Here is an 18,192-nt window from a genome sequence, read left to right on the forward strand (position 1 = left end):
CCCGCCCACTGCTCCCGCAGCGCCCGCCCGCCACGCCCGGTGACCTCCATCGGCGCGAGGAACTCGGTGCTCTTGAAGCCGGTCGCGTACACGATCGTGTCGGCCTCGCGCAGCCCCTCGGTGGTTTCGACGCCCTTCGGTGTGATCCGGACGATCCTGTCGGTGACCACGTCGACGTTCTCCCTGGTCAACGCCGGATAGAAGGCGCTGTCGATGACGACCCGCTTGCACCCGGGCGGATAGCCGGGCGTGAGCTTGGCCCGCAGTTGCGGGTCGGGCACCTGATCGCGCAGGTGCCGTAGCGCCCGCTTCTTGAGCAGCTCCGCGCTCCAGCCCTGGGCGAGGGCGGGGTAGAGGGTGGCCTCCGCGTACCGGTAGATCCACTCGCGGTAGGTCCGCTGGAGACCGGGGACGAAGCGGAACGCGAGCCGGGCCAGCGGCCCGAACGTGGCGTCCGGCTTGGGGATCACCCAGTTGGGGGTGCGCTGGAAGACGTGCAGCCGCTCGGCCCGGTCGGCGACGCGCGGGATGAGCTGCGCGGCCGACGACCCGTTCCCGATCACGGCGACGCGCCTGCCGGCGAGGTCGTGATCGTGGTTCCAGCGCGCGGAGTGGAAGGAAACGCCCCCGAACTCTGGCATGCCTGGGATGTCCGGCAGGCGGGGCCGGTTGAGCTGCCCAACGCCCATGACGACCACGTCGAACGCCTCGGTGCGCTCTTCGCCGCCGCCCGCCCCCGACGTACCAGCGGATTCGGGATCGGCCGGGTGAGAGGTCGTGGCGACCTGCCATCTGGAGCCGTCGAAGACGGCTCGGCGGACCTCTGTGTGGAAGCGGATTTTTCGCCTGACGTCGTATTTATCGGCGCAATGCTCCAGATAGCCGAGGATTTCCGGCTGTTCCGGGAATCGGCGGGTCCAGCTCGCGTACTTCTCGAATGAGTACGAGTACAGATGCGAGGGAATGTCGCACCCCGCCCCTGGATAGCTGTTGTCGCGCCAGGTGCCGCCGACGTCGCCTGCCTTCTCGAACACCGTGTACGAGCGAATCCCCGCCCGTTCAAGCTGGATCGCCATGCACAGCCCGCCGAATCCCGCTCCGATGATCGCGACGCTTGGTGCCATGCCGCCCTCCGCGTGTCAGGATCCACTTACACTACGCCGAACCCTGTTCCATCGACACCCCTTCCAACCCCCGCGAGGCCCTCCCTCGGGCGGTAGTCTTCGCAGGTGGCTGCTGTGACGTTGACGGACGTGATCGAGGTGCTCGAGACGGCCTATCCGCCCGCCCGAGCCGAGTCGTGGGACGCGGTGGGGCTGGTCGGGGGGGATCCGGCCCAGCAGGTGCGGCGGGTGCTGTTCGCGGTCGATCCGGTCGCGGCCGTGGCCGAGGAGGCCCTGGAGTGGCGGGCCGACCTGATCGTCACCCACCACCCTCTCTACCTGCGCGGCACCACGAGCGTGGCCGCGACCACCCCCAAGGGCCGCCTCATCCACACCCTGATAAAGAACGACATCGCCCTCTACACCGCTCACACGAACGCCGATGTCGCCAATCCTGGCGTGTCCGACGCCCTGGCCAGGGCCGTCGGGCTGACCGGCGACCTGGTGCCGCTCCAGCCCTTCCCCGACGACCCGTGGCGTGGGCTGGGCCGCGTCGGGGAGCTGCCGGAGGCGACGACGCTGGGCGAGTTCGCGGCTCTGGCCGCCAAGGGCCTGCCGCGAACCCCAGGGGGGATCCGCGTGGCGGGCGATCTGTCCCGCCCCGTCAAGCACGTCGCGGTCAGCGGCGGCGCGGGCGACTCCCTCCTCGCTACGGCCGCGGCCGCCGGAGTCGACGTGTTCCTCACGGCCGACCTCCGGCATCACCCGTCGAGCGAGTTCATCGAGTCGGGGGGCCCCGCGCTGATCGACGCCGCGCACTGGGCGACCGAGTGGCCCTGGCTCGACAGCGCGGCGTCCATCCTGCACGCCAGTGGCGTTACCGTTGAAACACGTGTCTCCGCCACGGTCACCGATGCTTGGACAAGAGGATATTGATCATGAAAGCAGCTGCTGAAGCCCAGAAAAGACTGCTCGACCTGGCAGAGCTCGACTCCGTGATCGACCGGCTGGCACACCGCCGCCGCACCCTGCCCGAGCTGGCCGAGATCGACGAGCGGTCGAAGCTGTACGCCAAGCTCTCCACCCAGGTCATCGAGGTCGAGACCGAGGCCGGCGACCTGGCGCGCGAGCAGACCAAGGCGGAGAGCGACGTGGACGCCGTGCGCACGCGGGCCGACCGCGACCGCAAGCGCCTCGAATCCGGCGCCGTGACCTCCCCGCGCGACCTGGCGAGCCTCCAGTCTGAGATCATCTCGCTGCAGAAGCGCCAGGGCGACCTGGAGGAGATCGTTCTGGAGATCATGGAGCGCCGGGAGGCGGCCGACACCAAGGCGACCGACCTGGCGGCGCAGCGCGACGAGCTGGCCGCCGCACTGTCCGTCACCGAGGGCAGCCGCGACGCCGCGCTCAACGAGATCGACAAGGAGGCGGGCGAGGTCAAGAGCCGCCGCTCCGCCCTCGCCGGCGAGATCCCCGCCGATCTGATCAAGCTTTACGAGAAGCTCAGAGACCAGTACGGCGTGGGCGCCGCCATGCTGCGCGGCGGCCGGTGCCAGGGTTGCAAGGTGGCCCTGTCCATCGCCGAGATGAACCGCATCAAGGCCGCCCCCCACGACGAGGTGCTCCGCTGCGACGAGTGCCGCCGCATCCTCGTACGCACGGCAGAGTCGGGACTGTGACGCACTACGTCATCGAGGCGGACGGCGGCTCCCGGGGCAATCCCGGCCCGGCCGGCTACGGCGCGGTCGTCATGGACGCCTCGGACGGCCAGGTGCTGGCCGAGGTGGCCGAGGCGATCGGCGTCACGACCAACAACGTCGCCGAATACCGCGGGTTGATCGCCGGGCTCACCGCCGCGCTCCGGCTCGGTGGCGAGGGCGCGTCGGTGGCCGTACGGATGGACTCGAAGCTGGTCGTCGAGCAGATGGCGGGCCGCTGGAAGATCAAGAACGAAGGGCTGCGCCCGCTCGCGCTGGAGGCCGGGGCGCTGGTACGCCGGCTGCGGGTGACGGAGTGGACCTGGATCCCCCGCGAACGCAACAAGCACGCCGACCGCCTCGCGAACGAGGCCATGGACGCCGCCGCCAAGGGCCTGGCCTGGAAAGCCGGCGGCACCTCCGTACCGGAAGGGCTGGGGGGCGTGGCTCCGCGGGGTGCATCGGCCGCCGGGGAAGCCCCGCCCACGGCCGGGCCGGGCGGCGCGGCCCTGCTGGGGGCATCGGCCGCAGGGGAAGCCCTGCCCACGGCCCCGGCTGTCGCGCGGCAGACGGACCTCCTGGACGTCGGCGACATTTCCGAAATATCCGCTCCAGCCGCCTCCGTGGCGGCTGCCCAGCAGCGCGGCAAGGGCACCGGCTGGGCACCGCCGACCCGGGTGGCGACGTCGCTGCTCCTGCTCAGGCACGGCGAGACCGAGCTGTCCGTGGAACGCCGCTTCTCCGGCCTCGGCGACGCCGAGCTCACGCCCAACGGCCTGGCCCAGGCCTCGGCGGCCGCTTCGCGGCTGTCGCGGGAGCCGTACCGGCCGGATGTGATCGTCACCTCGCCGCTCAAGCGCGCCAGGCAGACCGCGGCCGCGGTCGCCGAGCGGACCGGCCTCGACGTCGAGGTGGACGACGACCTCAGGGAGGCCGATTTCGGCGCCTGGGAGGGCCACACGTTCACCGAGGTGCAACGCCGCTGGCCCGCCGAGCTCGCCGCCTGGCTCGCTGACCCCGAAACCGCGCCGCCCGGCGGCGAGAGCTTCGCCACGACCGCACACCGCGTCCAGGCGGCGGGGGAGCGGCTGGTGGAGCGGTACGAAGGCAAGACCGTTCTTGCGGTCTCCCACGTGACCCCCATCAAGATGCTCCTCAGGCTCGCTCTCATGGCCCCGCTGGAGTCCCTCTACCGGATGCATCTCGACCTCGCGTGCCTGTCGCTGATCGAGTACTACGCGGACGGGCCTGCCGTGGTGAAGTCGTTCAACGACACCTCGCACCTGCGCTGAGTTCGGGGCCGTGCCGGGTTCCGCCAGATCAACCCGGCACGGCCGCCTGCGCATCGCCCCCCTCGGGCGATGACGTCCCCATCCCACCGGATCACCCTTGCGGCTGGCTTGGGAGTCGCTTGAAAGTTGATACAGTTCCTGCAGACGAGTCGGCCGGGCGACCGCGTCGGGCCCACCAGGCCCGCCGAGGAAGGTCCGGGCTCCACAGGGCAGGGTGGTCGGTAACGCCGACCCGGGGTGACCCGCGGGACAGTGCCACAGAAAGCAGACCGCCTCCCGGTTGACGGGGGGTAAGGGTGAAAGGGTGGTGTAAGAGACCACCAGCGCCCACGGTGACGTGGGCGGCTAGGTAAACCCCACCCGGAGCAAGGTCAAGAAGGGACGCTCTCCGGAGCGTTCCGCGCGCGACGTTCGAGGGCTGCCCGCCCGAGCCGCGCGGGTAGACCGCTTGAGACCGCCGGCAACGGCGGTCCTAGATGGATGGTCGCCCCTTCACACGAAGGACAGAACCCGGCCTACAGGCCGACTCGTCACATACACCCCTCTGACCAGGGGCCGAGGGTTCATGCTTCCTTCTTGTTCCGGCTCTGTTCCGCTAGGTCTTTCTCGATCTTAGCGTCGATCGCGCCGCGCCCGAGGTCCTCGTCGTCCGGGAACAGGTGCCCGTACGTGTCGAAGGTCTCGCTGATGGTCGCGTGGCCGAGACGGCGCTGGATGCTCTTCGGGTTGAGATTCGCCGCGATCAGGGTCGAGGCGTAGTAGTGGCGGAGGTCGTGGAACCGCGTCCCCTTGGGGAGGGCAGCCTTCTCGACGGCCTCGCGCCAGCAGTCCCCGAACGAGGAGCGCCGGGGGATCTTGCGGATGCGGTTGGTGGTGAGCACGCCCTCGGGACCGCGGGGGTAGAGCTGCATGTGCCTGGTGATCTCGTCCAGGACTCCGTCATCGACGGGCAGGGTGCGCCGCGACGCCTTCGTCTTCAGCTCGACCAGGGCGCCCTTCTGAGCCTGCTGCTCGATGCGGATGCGCCGCTTGAGGAACTCGACCCTCGCCTCCATGAGGCCGAGCGCCTCGCCTTCCCGAAGGCCGAGGCCGAACCCGAGCCAGACCGCCAGACGGTATCTCGGCGTGATGGCGTCCGCGAGCGCCAGCACGGACTGGGTCGGCAGGGGCTCGACGACGCGGGCCTCCACCCGGGGAAGCGGAACCCTCAGGCAGGGATTGGCGGGTACGGCGCCGTCGTCCACCGCCGCCTGCATGAGTGCACGCAGGACGGCGAAGACCGTGCCGACCGTGGAGGGCGCGAGGGGGCCCTTCAGGGTGGCGACGAAGCTCTTCATGTCGGTGCGGGTGAGCGAGCCGATCCGCCGATCGCCGAACGCCGGGTAGATGTGGGTGTTGAGGTGCGACCGGTACGTCTCCATTGAATTGGCGCGTAGGTGGACCAGGGCGGGTAGCCAGGTCTCCTCCGCATACTGGTGCAGCTTGACCTGACCGCGCTTGGGGTCGATGTACGTGCCCCTGAGCTGGTCGGCCTCCATCGTCGTGGCGTGCTTCTCCGCGTCGCTCTTCTTGGCGAACGCCTTGGTCTGCTCCTTGCCATCAGGGCGGGGCCAGACGGCCAGCCAGCGCTTGCCGTTGCCGTGGCGGCTGGTTGGTTCCTTCCTCTTCTCTCCGTTGGGACCGGTGACGGTCTTGGTCCAGAGGTCTTTAACGCGGGCCATCGCTTCCCTTCTTGGTGTCGAAGTAGTCACGCAGCTCGGCCATCAGCTGCCGGGTGATGTGGCCGCGGAGGGTCCGGACCTTGGTCGGCTGGCTCAGGTCCGCGCCAGATTCGAGTAGCCGCCGCTCCCGCTCCTGCGCCATGCTGCCCGTGAACTCCCCCCAGAGATCCCGGTAGGCGAGGAGCAGGTGTCCGTTCCCCACGCCCAGCTCGTCGGCCAGTGCCTGGAGTTCCTCGTACGACTCGGTGCCGGCCTCGCCGCCGCGCTGGAGTTGGGCCTTCCGTTTGTCCTCCGTGAGCCACTTCTTCACGCCCTCGGTCACCCGCTCGTGCCCAGGCACGTTGAGCCAGGCAAGGCCAGGTTCGGCAAGGAGGTGCTGTAGGCGCGACGTGGGGACCTTCCGGTCGAAGCTGGTCACCTGCATCGGGTCCCCGTCAGGCAGGAGATCCCGCAACGTCACCGGCTCGTCGAGAACCAGCGTGAGCACGTGCGGCAGTACGAGCAACTCCTCGACGGTGAGATCCCGTCGGCCGGTCTCGATGCGAGATACGGCGGAGGCGTCCCACTTCACCCCGAACGTGCGGGCCGCTTCGGCGAGATCCCGCAAGACCTTGCCCTTCGCCTCCCTGAGCCGGCGGACGTTGAGCCCGACAAGCTGCGCAACGGTTGGCGGACCCCCCTCTTGATTGTCGTTCATGCGGCAGAGATTACGGTGCTTGTGGCGGATTTGCAACGAGCATCATCCGTGATCTATGGTGCCCGTGGCATCAGTGCCACGAGCATCTGGAGGAAGTCATGGGCAACGACGTGTTGACTCCGCAGGAACTGGCCGACCGGGAGAAGGTCCCGCTCGCCACCGTTTACGCCTGGAACTCCCGAGGGGACGGTCCGCGCTACTACAGGGCTGGGAAGTACGTCCGCTACCGGCTCTCGGACGTCGTGGCCTGGGAAGACAGCCGATTCGCGGAGTCGGCGTGATGCGCTCGACCGCGCATCTTGAGAAGGGCGGGGCGGGCCCGCTCGCAACGGACCCGCCCGGAAGCTCAGCACCCACCAATGGCACGAGCCCTAACAGGCTACAGGCAGGCCCGTCGCAGGACATGGGCAGTCAAGTCCGGTATGCCCTGGCCGCCGCCAAGCACGGCTGGCACGTCTTCCCCCTGACGCCTGGCGAGAAGTGCCCGCTCAAAGGGTTCACGAACTGGGAGCGGGAGGCCACGACCGACCAGGAGCTGATCCGTCGTTGCTGGTCGCGGGCGCCGTACAACATCGGCATCGCCTGCGGCCCATCGCGGCTGGTCGTGGTCGACCTGGACACGCCGAAGACGGCAGAACGGCCGGCCGCCTGGGACCAGCCGGGCGTCAACGAGGGCGCGGACGTGCTGGCACTGATCTGCGAGCGATCGGGGCAGCCGCTGCCATTCGACACGTTCACCGTCCGCACCCGGCGCGGGGGCATGCACCTGTACTTCGCCGCCCCCACCGACAGGCCACTCGGCAACACGGCCAGGCGGCTCGGCTGGCTGATCGACACCCGAGCGCGGGGCGGTTACGTCGTCGGGCCGGGCAGCTTCGTGGATCTTCCGGACGGCGTCGGCTCGTACGACATCATCAACCCCGAACCGGCGGCTCCACTCCCGGCGTGGCTGGCCACGCTGTTGACGCCCCGTGAATTCGAGGGCGAGAGCACACCGGCATCGGCGCGCGAGGTGCTGGCCACGCTCGGCGGACGCTCGGCGGGATACGTGTACGCCGCTCTGCGAGGCGAGGTGCAGCGCGTTCTGGACGCCGTTCCCGGCGTCCGGAACCACACGCTCAACGCCGCCGCCTTCGCGCTGGGGCAGTTCGTCGCCTCCGGACTGCTGTCGGCCGAGCTTGCCGAGCGGGCGCTCATGACCGCCGCCCAGGGCAACGGCCTGTCCCTTCGCGAGGCGGCCACCACCATTCGCTCCGGCCTTACCGCCGGGACCTTTCAACCACGGGGGATCGCATGACCGCACCGCTTGAGGCCGAGGGCATCTTGCACGATCTGAACGCCCGCGCCTCGATCACTCGGCTGCACGATCGCCTGGGCCCGGGCCGTCCGGACGAAGAGGTTGCGGAGTGGGAGGAGCCGATCCCGCTGGATGCTCTGGCCTCGCTGCCGGAGTTCCCGGTCGAGGTGTTCCCTGTGTCTATCGCCGCGATGGTGCGCGGGGTGGCCGCCGAGCTGCAGGTGCCCGCGGACCTTCCGGGCGGCCTGGTGCTCGCGGCCCTGGCCACGGGCGCGGGCGGGCGCGCCGAGGTGCATGTGCGGGGCGGGTGGGAGGAGCCGCTCAACCTGCACATCGCCATTGCGGCGGCACCGGGGACGGGCAAGTCCCCAGTGTTCAAGGAGATCATGAGACCCGTCCTCGACGCTGAACGGCACCTCCAGGACCAGGTGCGGCCGAAGATCAAGGAGCTGGAGACCGAACAACGCCGTGCCAAGACGCGGGCGGAGGCCTCTCGCCATAAGGGCAAGTCGCCGGAGGATCAGGAGGCAGCGGCCGACGCGATGCAGCGGGCCGAGGAGATGGAGATCCCCGTTCTGCCCAGGCTCACCGCCGACGACATCACACCCGAGACGGCTGCGTCCATGCTGGTCGAGCAGGGCGGCCGCCTTGCCATCCTGTCGGCCGAGGGTGGTTATTACGAGAACGTCTTGGGGCGCTACAGCAATGGGCGGTCCAACCTCGAACTCGTCCTGAAGGGGCACGCCGGGGACCGGCTCCAGGTTGACCGGCGGGGCCGCCAGGAGGCGGTCGAGCGCCCCGCCCTCACGGTGGGGGTGTGCATCCAGCCGCAGATGTTGCAGGACCTGGCCGGGTCCAAGCAGATGCACGGGCGCGGTGCGCTGGCGCGCCTGCTGTTCAGCCTGCCGCCCGACTTGGTCGGATATCGCGACGTCTACAACACAGCCAACCTCGACGAGCAGGTGCGCCTCACGTACGTGAACTTTCTGAAGGGCCTGGTCGTGAACCTGGCAGAACTGGCCGAACTGAAGATCATCGAGCTGGCACCCGAAGCCCTCAAGGCGCACACCGAGTGGCGGGTGGAGATCGAGCCTCGCCTACGTCGCGGGTCCGGGGACTTGGCGTCGCTGCGCGAATGGGCGAGCAAGCTTGCTGGGCACACCGCTCGGCTGGCGGGCCTGCTGCACCTGGCCGAGCATGCTATGAGCGGCCTCCAGAAGCCGATCAGCGGCGACACCATGCGCAATGCCATCAGACTCGCCCGATACTTCGTCGATCACGCTCTGGCGGCCTTCGGTGTGATGCGGTCGAACCCGCTCCAGGATCGCGCACTGGCCCTGCGCGACTGGATCGTCAAGGGTCGTCGCACCCAATTCAGCGCACGCGAGGTCCACCGCGCACACCAGCGCCAGTTCGACTCCGCGGAGGACGTCACCCGCGTTCTGTCCCTGCTGGAGGACTACGGCTATCTCCGGGCCATCGAGGCGGCCCCAACGAGAGGGCGAAGGTCGCTTCGGTCACCACAGCCGATGACAGCATCGACGCAGGTCAGAGGGAACGGAATGCCTTTTGTCACCATTTCCAGGCTTCCAGGAAGGCAAGCGGGCGATCCGGCCGACGTCGGTCCTCATAGGCCAGAGCAGCCGCTAAGCCCGGTATTCCTGTAGGTATCGGCTCGTGACGATCTCTCAGCTCTCCGGGCGGCCGACCATGAGCGTCTCCGAAGCCGCCGCACTCCTGGACCTCCATCGCGACGCCGCCTATGACGCGGTACGCCGCGGCGATCTCCCGTCCATCCGCATCGGCCGGAAGATCCTGATCCCAACAGCCAAGCTGGCCTCGATGCTTGGCCTCTCGTACGTCCCTGAGGAGGCTCGCGGATGACCAACACCCTGGCAGCCATTACGGCCGCCGAGCGCCCCCTTGCAGACCTCCTTGCCGCGCGACCCCGAGGAGATGCGTGATGGGACGGCCGACCAAACTCACTGACGACCTCCAGGACCAGCTCTGCCGACACTTGGAGGCAGGCCACTTCTTGGGGACGGCAGCCGAACTGTGTGGCGTGGGCCGCTCGACGGTTCACCGCTGGATGGCGCAAGGCGAGGAGGATGACGCCCCCGCCGAGCTGAGAGCGTTTCGGGCGGCGGTCACGCGGGCTCGCGCCAAGGCCGCCGATGTCCTGATCGCCGCCGCGTTGGCTGACGCTGTGGGAGGCGTGCTCGTCCGAGAGGCTGAACGGCCGGACGGCACGCGAGACCGAGCCTGGAGTCAGCCGAACGGCCGGATTGCCCTGGACCTTCTCTGGCGGATGTTCCCCGACATGTGGCGACAGGTGAAGGCGGTGGAGGTATCCGGCCCGCAGGGTGGTCCGGTGAACCTGACCCACAATGAAGCCGTCATCGAGAACCTCATCGCCCGCATCGCCGAGACCAAGGCCCGGCGGCAGGAACAGGCACGTAGAGAAAGGGCGTAAGCCCGATGATCCGTTCCGGGAGTTTCGGGAGGCCCTACGCGCGCACGCGCGCGGAGCCACACATGGGAAGCGATCTTCGGACGCCTCCTGCTGTTCCGGCAGGTTACTTGCTCGCTGGTGTCCGGGCTAGGACTTCGGGGTCGGATGATCAGTCAACACGCCGGAAGGCCGCGCGGTAGTCCCTCGGGCGTCGTCCGGTGTGCTTGGCGAAGAGGGCAGCGAACGTGCTGGGGTCCCTGTACCCGACCGCGGCGGAGATGCTGGCGACGGTTCGGTTCGTGGTCTCAAGGAGGTGGCGGGCACGACGGACACGCGACGACTGCAGGTACTCCAGCGGGCTCTGGCCGATCTCGTCCGCGAAGCGCCGCAGCAGCGTCCGAGTGCTGACCTTGAACGTGTCCGACAACGCGACGAGGTTGTATCGCGCGGCAAGGTTCTGGTCGAGCTGTCTCATGACCTTGTGGGAGAACTCGTTTCCGGGCTGCGGAAGAAGTCGCGCGTCCACGTATGGAGTCTGGGACGATCGCGCATCGTCGACGAGCGCCACCCGCGCGGTTGTCCGTGCCACGCCGGCACCGCTGTGTTGGCGGATCAGATCCAGCGCGAAGTTGTACATGGCGCTGAACGCCGCCGTTGTCGTCACCCCCGTGTCGGTGACGACCAGACACTCGGGTCGGACGTCAGCGTCCGGACAGCGTCGAGCCAGTTCGTCCGCGAGGAGCCAGGCTGTCGTAGCCCGGCGTCGGTTGAGGAGTCCAGCCTCGGCGAGTAGAAACGCACCGACACAGATCGAGACGACGACAGTGCCCGCAGCAGCGTGTGAGCGGATCGCCGCAATTTCAAGGGCGAGGGGTGCGAGCTTCGCGTCCACATCCAGGCTCGGCAGGAGCTCGAACCCTGGCACGACAAGGACATCTACCTCGCGCAGCGGAGAGACGTCCAATGCCGCACCACCCGATGCGGCGACACGACGACGAGGCGAAACGATCGACACCTCGTATCCGGAGCCGTCCGGTCCGGCAATGTGCGTGGCCATCGTCAGGAGATCGGGTACGCCGAACACCTCGGACGCGAAGCAGCCTGGATAGGCCAGGACGCCAACCCGCAGTGTGCTCACGCTCGCCTCCTCACCACCAGCCTACGGCGAGATTACCCCCATACATGGCGATCTGGCCTCTCACCTTGTGCGGGGGCATCGGTCCACGCTGTCACCATGAGCGCTGCCAGCGGACGACTTGACGACATGATCATGGACTTCTCCCGCCGACTCGTGGACGTGGAGGGGGTGGTGAAGACGGTGTACGCCGCGGGTTCCGGGCCGGCCGTCGTATTGATGCCGGAGATGCCTGGCATCAGTCCTGACGTCCTTCGACTGGCGCGGTGGCTGCGGGATGCGGGCTTCACCGTCTATGTCCCCTCACTCTTCGGGATCGACGGTGCCTATCCCACGGTCGAGGGTGGTACGGAGGTCGTCCGCCGCGCGTGTGTCAGTGCCGAGTTCCGTGCGTTCGCCGGGGGCGGGACCAGCCCCGTCACGGCATGGCTACGTGGGCTCGCGCGCCAAGCCCATGCCGAATGCGGCGGTCCGGGAGTCGGCACCATCGGACTGTGCTTCACCGGCAACTTCGCTCTCACCATGGCGCTTGAGCCAGCTGTCATCGCGCCAGTGGTCAACCACCCGTCGCTGCCGCTGGATGACCCTGCCGGACTCGAGATCAGCGACGAGGACGCGCGCGGGGTCCGAGACCGCATCGCGCGCGACGGGCTAAAGGTTCTCGCCTACCGCTTCGACGGCGACCGCTGGTGCACCGGCCAGCGCTTCGCCGCCTACCAGGCACTCCTCGGCGACGCCTTCGACGGTCGTGTTCTTCCGGGCAGTTCCGCGAACACTAGCCCGCCACCGTTCTTCGCCGACGTGGTCGGGTCCCCCCACAGCGTTGTCACCGCCCACCTCGTCGATGAGGAAGGACATCCCACGCTGAAGGCCAGGGACGAGATCGTGGCCTTCCTGACCGATCGCTTGAGCCCGTTCGGACATTCCGAGACGGCATCCGGCTGAGCGGCACAACGGTCGCCAGCATAATTGGCGATCAGATCCGGTCGTAGTGTCCAGCGCAGGCTATCGCCTTGGGCGTGGATGTCCAGCCAAGCTCGGCAGCGCACGACTCGATCAGCGCGAGGGCGAGCGTGTAGACGGTGGGAGAAGTCATGGGTACTCTCCTTGATCTGCCAAAGACACTGGCCGCTGTCGCCGTCCCGCTCGTGACGCGATCGGCCTACCTGCCAGCAGCCGGTGAGAGCGTGCCAGGAACGGTGGACAGGCCGGCCGCCGAAGGCGTCGGCTGCCAGCAGCACACCGCACACCTCGGCAGCCGGCTCCAGTCGCTCTCCATTGCGGCCGATGACCTTTGCCAGGCGCTGACCGGCTCGCGCAGGCGCCGCCTCGCGCGGCGGCGACTTCGAGGCGTTGCTCGTGCTGCTCGACCCGGACGTCGTGCTCCGCGCCGACAGCGCGACCGTGGCCACAGGCGCGTCGGGGCTGGTCCGGGGTGCGGCGGCGGTGGCCGATACCTTCTCCGGGCGTGCCCGCGCCGCTCGACCGGCGCTCATCGACGGAGCCGCCGGATGCCGGTGGTCGTGGTATCGCGTGTTCGGCGCTGTGCGCTCAGTACAGAGTCGAGCAGGCCGGGGAACAGTGCGTCGAGGTCCTCTCGGCGCAGCCGTACCAGCCGGGATCGGCCCTGCACCTTCGTCCACGTCACGCCGGCCTCGCGCAGCACCCGGTAGTGGTGCGACAGCGTCGTCTGATGCACGTCGATTTCGGCGCCGATCGCGTTGCAGAAGTCCTCGCCCATCCGGTCGAGCCGCAGGACGAGGTCCAGCCGTACCGGATCGGCCAGAGCGCGCAGCACCTCCACCAGCCGGATGGCCTCGGTCGCCGGTTGTGACACCTCACGCATCGCCGCCCCCTGTGTTCCGCACACCCGCCACGCTACCAATATATGGATACATGGACAAGTATCCATATATTGCCTAGGGTTCCCCTCGGTACTTCTGAGGTTCCTCTGGAAAGGTGGCACCATCCGGTGTTGAAACGACTTCTTCCGCTGGCCCTGGCGACCTTCGCCGTCGGCACCGACAGCTACGTCATCGCGGGCCTGCTCCCCGCCATCGCCACCGACCTGCAGGTCTCCACTCCCGCGGCCGGGCAGTTGGTGACGGTGTTCGCCCTGGTGATGGCCCTGTCGGCGCCCGTCATGGGCGCGCTCACCAGTGGACTGGACAGGCGGACCGCGCTGCTGATCGCGTTGAGTATCTTCGTGGTCGGCAACGCTGTCACCGCCCTGGGCACCAGTTACGAGGTGGTGATGATCGCCCGTATCGTCACCGCGGTCGGGGCCGGCATGATCAACTCCGCCGCCTCCAGCACTGCGGGGGCCATCGCACCCCCGGAGCGCCGAGGCAGGGCCCTGGCCTTCGTGTTGGGCGGCCTCACGTTGGCGACGGCGTTGGGTCTTCCTCTCGGCACGCTGATCGGCCGTACCGACTGGCACATCACCCTGTGGGCCGTCGCCGGGATCGGCCTCGTCGCGGCCCTCGGGATCGCCGCCGGCCTGCCCAAGGTGACGCTCCCCGCTGCCTCACTGGGCGACCGGCTGCGCCCGCTCAAGCAGGGCCGGGTCCTCGCGCTGCTGGCCGTCACCACGCTGGTCTTCCTCGGCGCCTACACCCTCTACACCTACATCGGCCCGGCCCTACAGGATGCGACCGGCGGCTCCGAATCGCTGCTCGCCGTCATCCTGCTGGCCTGGGGAATCGGCGTCCTGGCCGGAAACATCATCGCCGGACGGCTGGTCGACCGGCACGACCCCGCGCACGTGTTGACCGGTCCCCTCACCATCGCCGCCGTCGCCCTTGCCCTCACTTCGGTGGCGACCGCCACGCTCGTGTCCACCCTGGCATGGGCCGCGATCTGGGGCGCAGCCCTGGGCGTCATCGTCGTGCCCCAACAGCACCGACTCATCGCCCTCAGCCCGGCCGCAGCACCGGTTCTGCTCGGCCTCAACTCCTCGGCCATCTACGTCGGGATAGCTCTTGGTGGCGGCCTGGGCGGACTGGCCCAGGAGTGGTTTGCCATCGTGCCCGCCGCGCTGGGGCTGCCAGCCGCCGGTGTCACGACCTTGGCGCTGCTCTACCACCTGACAACCGCACGCCACCATGCGCCCGCAGCACCTCAGCCGACCCCCTCCACCCCGGAGAAGGCCGAGGCGTAACGCCCCTGCTGGGGCCCGCCACGAGCCCCGGAGCGTTGCCGGTTCCGGGGCTCGAGCGCTTCCCGTCTGCTCACGGCACGGGACTTAGCGGGCGGAGCCCGCCGGGCATCTCCGGGAGTTGGAAGGAGTAGCGGCCCATCAGGTTGATGTGGTGCCGCACGAACGGCGACAGGCGGGCCACGTCCTCCTCGCGCACCTCGGACCCGCTCGTGCGCAGGTGGGTCAGGGCGGCGTCCATGTAGCGGGTGTTGAACAGCACGATCGCGTTCAACACCAGGCCGAGCGCGCCGATCTGGTCCTCCATGCCCTCCTGGTAGTTCTGGTAGAGCTGCCCGTTGCGGCCGTGGAAGATCTTGCGGGCCAGGGCGTGGCGGCCTTCCTGCAGGTTGGCCTGGGCCTTGATCTGGCGGCGGTAGCCGGGTTCGTCGGCCATCCGCAGGATGTGCAGCGTCTTGGCGATCCGCCCGTGATGGGCGATCGCATCGCCCAGCGGGGTGGGGCGGCCGTCGCGCGACAGCATCCGGATCACGTCGTGGGCGCGGACCGCGCCGGTGTGGATCGAACCGATGATCCGCAGGATGTCCTCCCAGTGCCGCTCGATGCGTCCCAGGTCGATGCGGCCGCGCGCGGCGTCGGTGAACGGGCCGTAGTCGGCGCGCGCGTCGATCCGCCACATCTTCTGGTCGGGCAGGTCGGCCAGCTGCGGTGCGTAGGCGTACCCGGTCAAGGTGAGCAGGCCGAACACGATGTCGCTGTTTATATGGACACCGTCAAGGGCTGCGCCTTGGCCACCCATCGCCCACGCAGAGACGTCGATCTGCCTCGTGGTCATTACGGCGGTGCGGCTTCCCGTTAAGCTCTGCGCGCATGCGATTAAAGATGATCTTCATCCTGCTCCTGGTCTACGCCGTCACGGCGGCACCCTTGTTTCTGCCCGGCGAGCTGCGGGTGGTCGTTCAGCCGGCCACGAACGACGCGGCCGAGGTGTACTACGAGCCCGTCTCACCTGTCATGCTCAGGTCGTACGAGGGCATCGAGCCTTTCAACCGAGCGCAAATAATGGCGGAGCAGCGGGCCGAGGCGTATCCGGACGACCTCGCTCCCCCTTACATCGCCCACGGCGGGCCTTACCGGCTCGTCGCCCCCTATGTCACGGCGCGAGGGCGCGCGCTGGCCGCTGCGGTGCTCTCGGGGGCGTACTGGTCTGAGGGGAAGCAGGTCAGGTACGACATCGTGCCGGAGGTGCGGCGGGTCGCGAATAGCCAGGCGGCACTGACCCAGGTGCTCGATGACGAAGACGGGCCGCTTGACGAGCCAAGCGCCCTCGGGGCGGGGATCGACGCGGAGGCCAACCGGGTCATCCTCGAGACGAACAGCTTCGACCAGGATCTGCGTCACAGGCTGGCCGAGCGATACGGCGGACTCGTGGTCGTGAAGTGGGATCCGTTCGGGCAGCGGATGGTACTTCTGTGAGGATTCCGGCTCTCGAAGTTGACGTGTCCCAGCGACGCGACCGGCCGTCGTATGGCGCAACCGGCGACTTCCTCCTGTAAGTGCGGCCAGATCGTCTCTGCCTTGTCTCGCGGCCCGCTCGACGGCCCTGCGCTGTTGGTGCTCGCCGCGACGAGATGGGACAGCTGGAGGTGACTACGCGATGGGCTGGCGGTGTGCCGTTCGACTTCGCGGGTCCAGCCGCGTTCGTCGGCGTCCTGGACGAGTTGCTGTTCGACCTCCAGACGGGCCCGGAGTCGTGGGGCGTAGTCGGGGGTGGTGACGAACTTGGCGCAGGTCAGGTAGAGGTCGCATTCGCAGGGGCCTTCGGTCGGCAGGCGTAGGCAGTGTCCGAGCTCGAGTTCCGTCTTGAGGAAGTTGCTCTTCAGCCAGTCAACGGCCTCGGCAGGCAGCGTCCCGGACTTCAGCTCCTCAGCCGCGGGACCGGCGACAACGGCCCCGGGGGGCCGTCCACGGTCTCCCCGGTGACCCCGGGCGTCATCGCCCCCTTGTTGGGGTGCCGTTAACCAACGCGCCATCAGCCGCCAAGTAGGCGCTGACCTGGGAAATCAGCCGCTAGCCTCCAGCTCTGCTCGCGCTGCTGGCTGTTCGATGACAGGGCGGCCCGTGGCGAGTCCGGGCACGTACTTGTAGATCGTGGAGCGGCTGACGTTCAGCAACCGGCCTCCGACGGCCCATTGTTGGAGGAGGTCGAGTTCCAAGTGGTGCTGGCTCGCCGCCCCGCCCAGCGCTGAGACCCCCGTTCCGGGCGGAGCACGGCCCAGCCGCAGCTGAACGCCTGTCTCGGCGGGTTTCGTCGCCGTTGATGAGTCGTACAGGAGGAAACCATCCGGATCCTGGTCGGCGGGCTCGATCTGGCCGGAAGACCACCCTCGCGAGAACATTCGCTGTTGGCCCAGCCCGGCTGCCGGCACCGCCGAGACGATGACCCGACCGATCGACGTGCGTCTGTTCCTGCAAGCCCGCTGTGGGCCGGCTGCTAGCCTTCGAAGCGAACACGGTGCTGGTCGCTCGCATGGAAGGGCAGATCGTAGGCACCTTGACCCTGGTAGTCCTTCCGCTGCCCGCTGGCATTCGGGCGCGGATTGAAGATGTGGTGGTGGATGAGGCCGCTCGCGGGCGGGGCGTTGCCGCGGCGCTGACGGAGCATGCCCTGGAGTTGGCGAGGAAGTCCGGAGCTCGGACGGTGGACTTGACGTCGCGACCGTCGCGCCAGGCTGCCAACCGACTGTATGAGCGTGTCGGCTTTCAACGGCGGGAGTCGGTGGTCTACCGGTTCCAGCTGCAGGAATAGTGGAGCAATGGGGATCATGCTTCTCCCCTGGAGAAGCTGTTTCTGAGCACGGGTTGCCGAACTGCGGCTGGGCGTGCCTCGACTGCCACAGCACAGCGAGGCGCATTTGACGTGGGCCTCGATCACGCTCATGACCAGGCGCCTGACCAGGAAAAGCGCCACGCCGGCCTGGAACAGACGGCGGCCTATCTCACCACAGGCCGCCTGAGCGCCCGCTTCCGCATCGAAGAGATCAATGACCTCAGGGCGTTGTTCGATCAATCGGTTGCGAGAATGACGCTTATGACAGCAACATCGTCCGCAGGACCCGTGCAGTTGCGCGTGTTCGTCGAGGCAGACCTCCCCTTCCTGGACCGGCTCGGCACCGACCGGCACGCGCTCGGTGAGTTCGAATGGCCAGGATTTGCCGATCCCCGATCTTTCCGCCGTCGTTGGGAAGAAGATGGCTACGTCTCTGCGGAATCAGCAGCAGTCGCGGTCGTGGGCCCGGACGATGTCGCCATGGGCATCGCCACCTGGAAGCCTCGCGGATTTCCGCTCGGCGTGACCTATGAGATCGGCATCGCCATCATGCCCGAACACCGCGGGCACGGGATCGGAACGACTGCACAGCGACTACTCGTGGAGTACCTGTTCGAACGCACAACGGCGAACCGACTCGAGGCCCTCACCAATGACGCCAACGTCAGCGAGCAGAAGGCGCTGTGAGCTTCCCCCCGTTGCACGGACACCTGAGGTGAGGTCACTCGGCGGTGTCTGAGGGCCGGTAGAGGCTCTCGTACGTGACGGGGCTGTGCATTCCAATGCTGGAATGGCGCCTGTATGGATTATA

20 protein-coding genes and 1 other RNA gene are annotated in these 18,192 nt (G+C 68.3%); 14 read left to right on the forward strand and 7 right to left on the reverse strand.

Going from position 1 to position 18,192, the window contains the following annotated elements; translation table 11 throughout:
• On the reverse strand, positions 1-1,124 hold a 1,124-nt coding region (locus tag EJK15_RS57425), incomplete at its 3' end, for a flavin-containing monooxygenase (RefSeq protein ID WP_138718873.1).
• Positions 1,125-1,238: 114 nt separating this feature from the next.
• Here EJK15_RS57425 and EJK15_RS57430 point away from each other — a divergent pair.
• The 4 genes from EJK15_RS57430 to rnpB all read left to right on the forward strand — a co-directional run bounded on the left by EJK15_RS57430 (position 1,239) and on the right by rnpB (position 4,626).
• Entirely contained in the window at positions 1,239-2,039 is an 801-nt protein-coding gene (locus EJK15_RS57430; RefSeq protein ID WP_138718874.1) for a Nif3-like dinuclear metal center hexameric protein, read from the forward strand.
• A 2-nt stretch (positions 2,040-2,041) separates the two neighbouring features.
• Complete coding sequence (locus EJK15_RS57435; RefSeq protein ID WP_138718875.1) at positions 2,042-2,782, forward strand: zinc ribbon domain-containing protein; 741 nt, start codon at positions 2,042-2,044, stop codon at positions 2,780-2,782.
• On the forward strand, positions 2,779-4,092 hold the full coding sequence (locus EJK15_RS57440; RefSeq protein WP_138718876.1) for a bifunctional RNase H/acid phosphatase: 1,314 nt from the start codon (positions 2,779-2,781) through the stop codon (positions 4,090-4,092). The genes EJK15_RS57435 and EJK15_RS57440 overlap by 4 nt, the downstream gene beginning before the upstream one ends.
• A 145-nt stretch (positions 4,093-4,237) precedes the next feature.
• Positions 4,238-4,626: RNase P RNA component class A (rnpB, locus tag EJK15_RS57445), an RNA gene on the forward strand.
• A 29-nt stretch (positions 4,627-4,655) separates the two neighbouring features.
• Here rnpB and EJK15_RS57450 read toward each other — a convergent pair.
• A complete protein-coding gene (locus tag EJK15_RS57450; RefSeq protein ID WP_138718877.1) occupies positions 4,656-5,813 on the reverse strand; it encodes a tyrosine-type recombinase/integrase in 1,158 nt (385 codons plus the stop codon).
• On the reverse strand, positions 5,800-6,510 hold the full coding sequence (locus EJK15_RS57455) for a helix-turn-helix domain-containing protein (protein ID WP_138718878.1): 711 nt from the start codon (positions 6,508-6,510) through the stop codon (positions 5,800-5,802). The genes EJK15_RS57450 and EJK15_RS57455 overlap by 14 nt, the downstream gene beginning before the upstream one ends.
• Positions 6,511-6,608: 98 nt before the next feature.
• Here EJK15_RS57455 and EJK15_RS57460 point away from each other — a divergent pair, with 98 nt between their 5' ends.
• From EJK15_RS57460 to EJK15_RS57480, 5 genes are all read left to right on the forward strand, one after another.
• On the forward strand, positions 6,609-6,791 hold the full coding sequence (locus EJK15_RS57460; protein ID WP_138718879.1) for a helix-turn-helix transcriptional regulator: 183 nt from the start codon (positions 6,609-6,611) through the stop codon (positions 6,789-6,791).
• A gap of 122 nt (positions 6,792-6,913) precedes the next feature.
• Positions 6,914-7,807 carry a bifunctional DNA primase/polymerase gene (locus EJK15_RS57465; protein ID WP_138718880.1) on the forward strand — a complete coding sequence of 298 codons (894 nt, stop codon included), beginning with the start codon at positions 6,914-6,916 and terminating at the stop codon, positions 7,805-7,807.
• Positions 7,804-9,474: a YfjI family protein gene (locus EJK15_RS57470; protein WP_138718881.1), complete on the forward strand. Its 1,671-nt coding sequence runs from the start codon at positions 7,804-7,806 to the stop codon at positions 9,472-9,474. The genes EJK15_RS57465 and EJK15_RS57470 overlap by 4 nt, the downstream gene beginning before the upstream one ends.
• Before the next feature lie 10 nt (positions 9,475-9,484).
• The gene (locus tag EJK15_RS57475; RefSeq protein WP_206061809.1) at positions 9,485-9,691 is read left to right on the forward strand and encodes a helix-turn-helix domain-containing protein; all 207 of its coding nucleotides are present in this window, start codon (positions 9,485-9,487) and stop codon (positions 9,689-9,691) included.
• 79 nt (positions 9,692-9,770) lie between these two features.
• Positions 9,771-10,280 carry a helix-turn-helix domain-containing protein gene (locus tag EJK15_RS57480; protein WP_138718882.1) on the forward strand — a complete coding sequence of 170 codons (510 nt, stop codon included), beginning with the start codon at positions 9,771-9,773 and terminating at the stop codon, positions 10,278-10,280.
• A 148-nt stretch (positions 10,281-10,428) separates the two neighbouring features.
• Here the strand turns inward: EJK15_RS57480 and EJK15_RS57485 are convergent, their stop codons facing one another.
• A complete protein-coding gene (locus tag EJK15_RS57485; RefSeq protein ID WP_138718883.1) occupies positions 10,429-11,397 on the reverse strand; it encodes a GlxA family transcriptional regulator in 969 nt (322 codons plus the stop codon).
• A 96-nt stretch (positions 11,398-11,493) separates the two neighbouring features.
• Between EJK15_RS57485 and EJK15_RS57490 the strand changes: the two genes are divergently transcribed.
• The gene (locus EJK15_RS57490; RefSeq protein WP_138718884.1) at positions 11,494-12,339 is read left to right on the forward strand and encodes a dienelactone hydrolase family protein; all 846 of its coding nucleotides are present in this window, start codon (positions 11,494-11,496) and stop codon (positions 12,337-12,339) included.
• A gap of 547 nt (positions 12,340-12,886) precedes the next feature.
• On the opposite strand, the gene EJK15_RS57500 is transcribed toward EJK15_RS57490, so the two are convergent.
• On the reverse strand, positions 12,887-13,240 hold the full coding sequence (locus tag EJK15_RS57500) for an ArsR/SmtB family transcription factor (RefSeq protein ID WP_138718885.1): 354 nt from the start codon (positions 13,238-13,240) through the stop codon (positions 12,887-12,889).
• Between the two features lie 129 nt (positions 13,241-13,369).
• Here EJK15_RS57500 and EJK15_RS57505 point away from each other — a divergent pair, with 129 nt between their 5' ends.
• Positions 13,370-14,554 (forward strand): MFS transporter, encoded by a 1,185-nt coding sequence (locus tag EJK15_RS57505; RefSeq protein WP_206061811.1) that lies wholly within the window; start codon positions 13,370-13,372, stop codon positions 14,552-14,554.
• Positions 14,555-14,624: 70 nt separating this feature from the next.
• On the opposite strand, the gene EJK15_RS57510 is transcribed toward EJK15_RS57505, so the two are convergent.
• Positions 14,625-15,299 carry a Tn3 family transposase gene (locus tag EJK15_RS57510; RefSeq protein WP_206061813.1) on the reverse strand — a complete coding sequence of 225 codons (675 nt, stop codon included), beginning with the start codon at positions 15,297-15,299 and terminating at the stop codon, positions 14,625-14,627.
• A gap of 122 nt (positions 15,300-15,421) precedes the next feature.
• On the opposite strand from EJK15_RS57510, the gene EJK15_RS57515 reads away from it, so the two are divergent.
• A complete protein-coding gene (locus EJK15_RS57515) occupies positions 15,422-16,027 on the forward strand; it encodes a hypothetical protein (protein WP_138718887.1) in 606 nt (201 codons plus the stop codon).
• A 587-nt stretch (positions 16,028-16,614) separates the two neighbouring features.
• On the opposite strand, the gene EJK15_RS57525 is transcribed toward EJK15_RS57515, so the two are convergent.
• Complete coding sequence (locus EJK15_RS57525) at positions 16,615-16,980, reverse strand: hypothetical protein (protein WP_138718888.1); 366 nt, start codon at positions 16,978-16,980, stop codon at positions 16,615-16,617.
• A gap of 53 nt (positions 16,981-17,033) precedes the next feature.
• On the opposite strand from EJK15_RS57525, the gene EJK15_RS78135 reads away from it, so the two are divergent.
• Positions 17,034-17,360: a GNAT family N-acetyltransferase gene (locus EJK15_RS78135; RefSeq protein WP_420847168.1), complete on the forward strand. Its 327-nt coding sequence runs from the start codon at positions 17,034-17,036 to the stop codon at positions 17,358-17,360.
• 111 nt (positions 17,361-17,471) lie between these two features.
• Positions 17,472-18,068: a GNAT family N-acetyltransferase gene (locus EJK15_RS57535; RefSeq protein WP_206061815.1), complete on the forward strand. Its 597-nt coding sequence runs from the start codon at positions 17,472-17,474 to the stop codon at positions 18,066-18,068.
• Positions 18,069-18,192: the final 124 nt, after the last annotated feature.

This window comes from Nonomuraea basaltis, from assembly GCF_005893125.1.
Lineage (GTDB): Bacteria > Actinomycetota > Actinomycetes > Streptosporangiales > Streptosporangiaceae > Nonomuraea > Nonomuraea basaltis.

Excerpts from the sequence above, each read along its gene's own strand:
- EJK15_RS57490 (WP_138718884.1), top strand. The coding sequence starts at position 11,494 with ATGAGCGCTGCCAGCGGACGACTTGACGACATGATCATGGACTTCTCC.
- EJK15_RS57480 (WP_138718882.1), top strand. The coding sequence starts at position 9,771 with ATGGGACGGCCGACCAAACTCACTGACGACCTCCAGGACCAGCTCTGC.
- EJK15_RS57515 (WP_138718887.1), top strand. The coding sequence starts at position 15,422 with ATGCGATTAAAGATGATCTTCATCCTGCTCCTGGTCTACGCCGTCACG.
- EJK15_RS57460 (WP_138718879.1), top strand. The coding sequence starts at position 6,609 with ATGGGCAACGACGTGTTGACTCCGCAGGAACTGGCCGACCGGGAGAAG.
- EJK15_RS57455 (WP_138718878.1), bottom strand. The coding sequence starts at position 6,510 with ATGAACGACAATCAAGAGGGGGGTCCGCCAACCGTTGCGCAGCTTGTC.
- EJK15_RS57500 (WP_138718885.1), bottom strand. The coding sequence starts at position 13,240 with ATGCGTGAGGTGTCACAACCGGCGACCGAGGCCATCCGGCTGGTGGAG.
- EJK15_RS57450 (WP_138718877.1), bottom strand. The coding sequence starts at position 5,813 with ATGGCCCGCGTTAAAGACCTCTGGACCAAGACCGTCACCGGTCCCAAC.
- EJK15_RS57465 (WP_138718880.1), top strand. The coding sequence starts at position 6,914 with ATGGGCAGTCAAGTCCGGTATGCCCTGGCCGCCGCCAAGCACGGCTGG.
- EJK15_RS57470 (WP_138718881.1), top strand. The coding sequence starts at position 7,804 with ATGACCGCACCGCTTGAGGCCGAGGGCATCTTGCACGATCTGAACGCC.
- EJK15_RS57435 (WP_138718875.1), top strand. The coding sequence starts at position 2,042 with ATGAAAGCAGCTGCTGAAGCCCAGAAAAGACTGCTCGACCTGGCAGAG.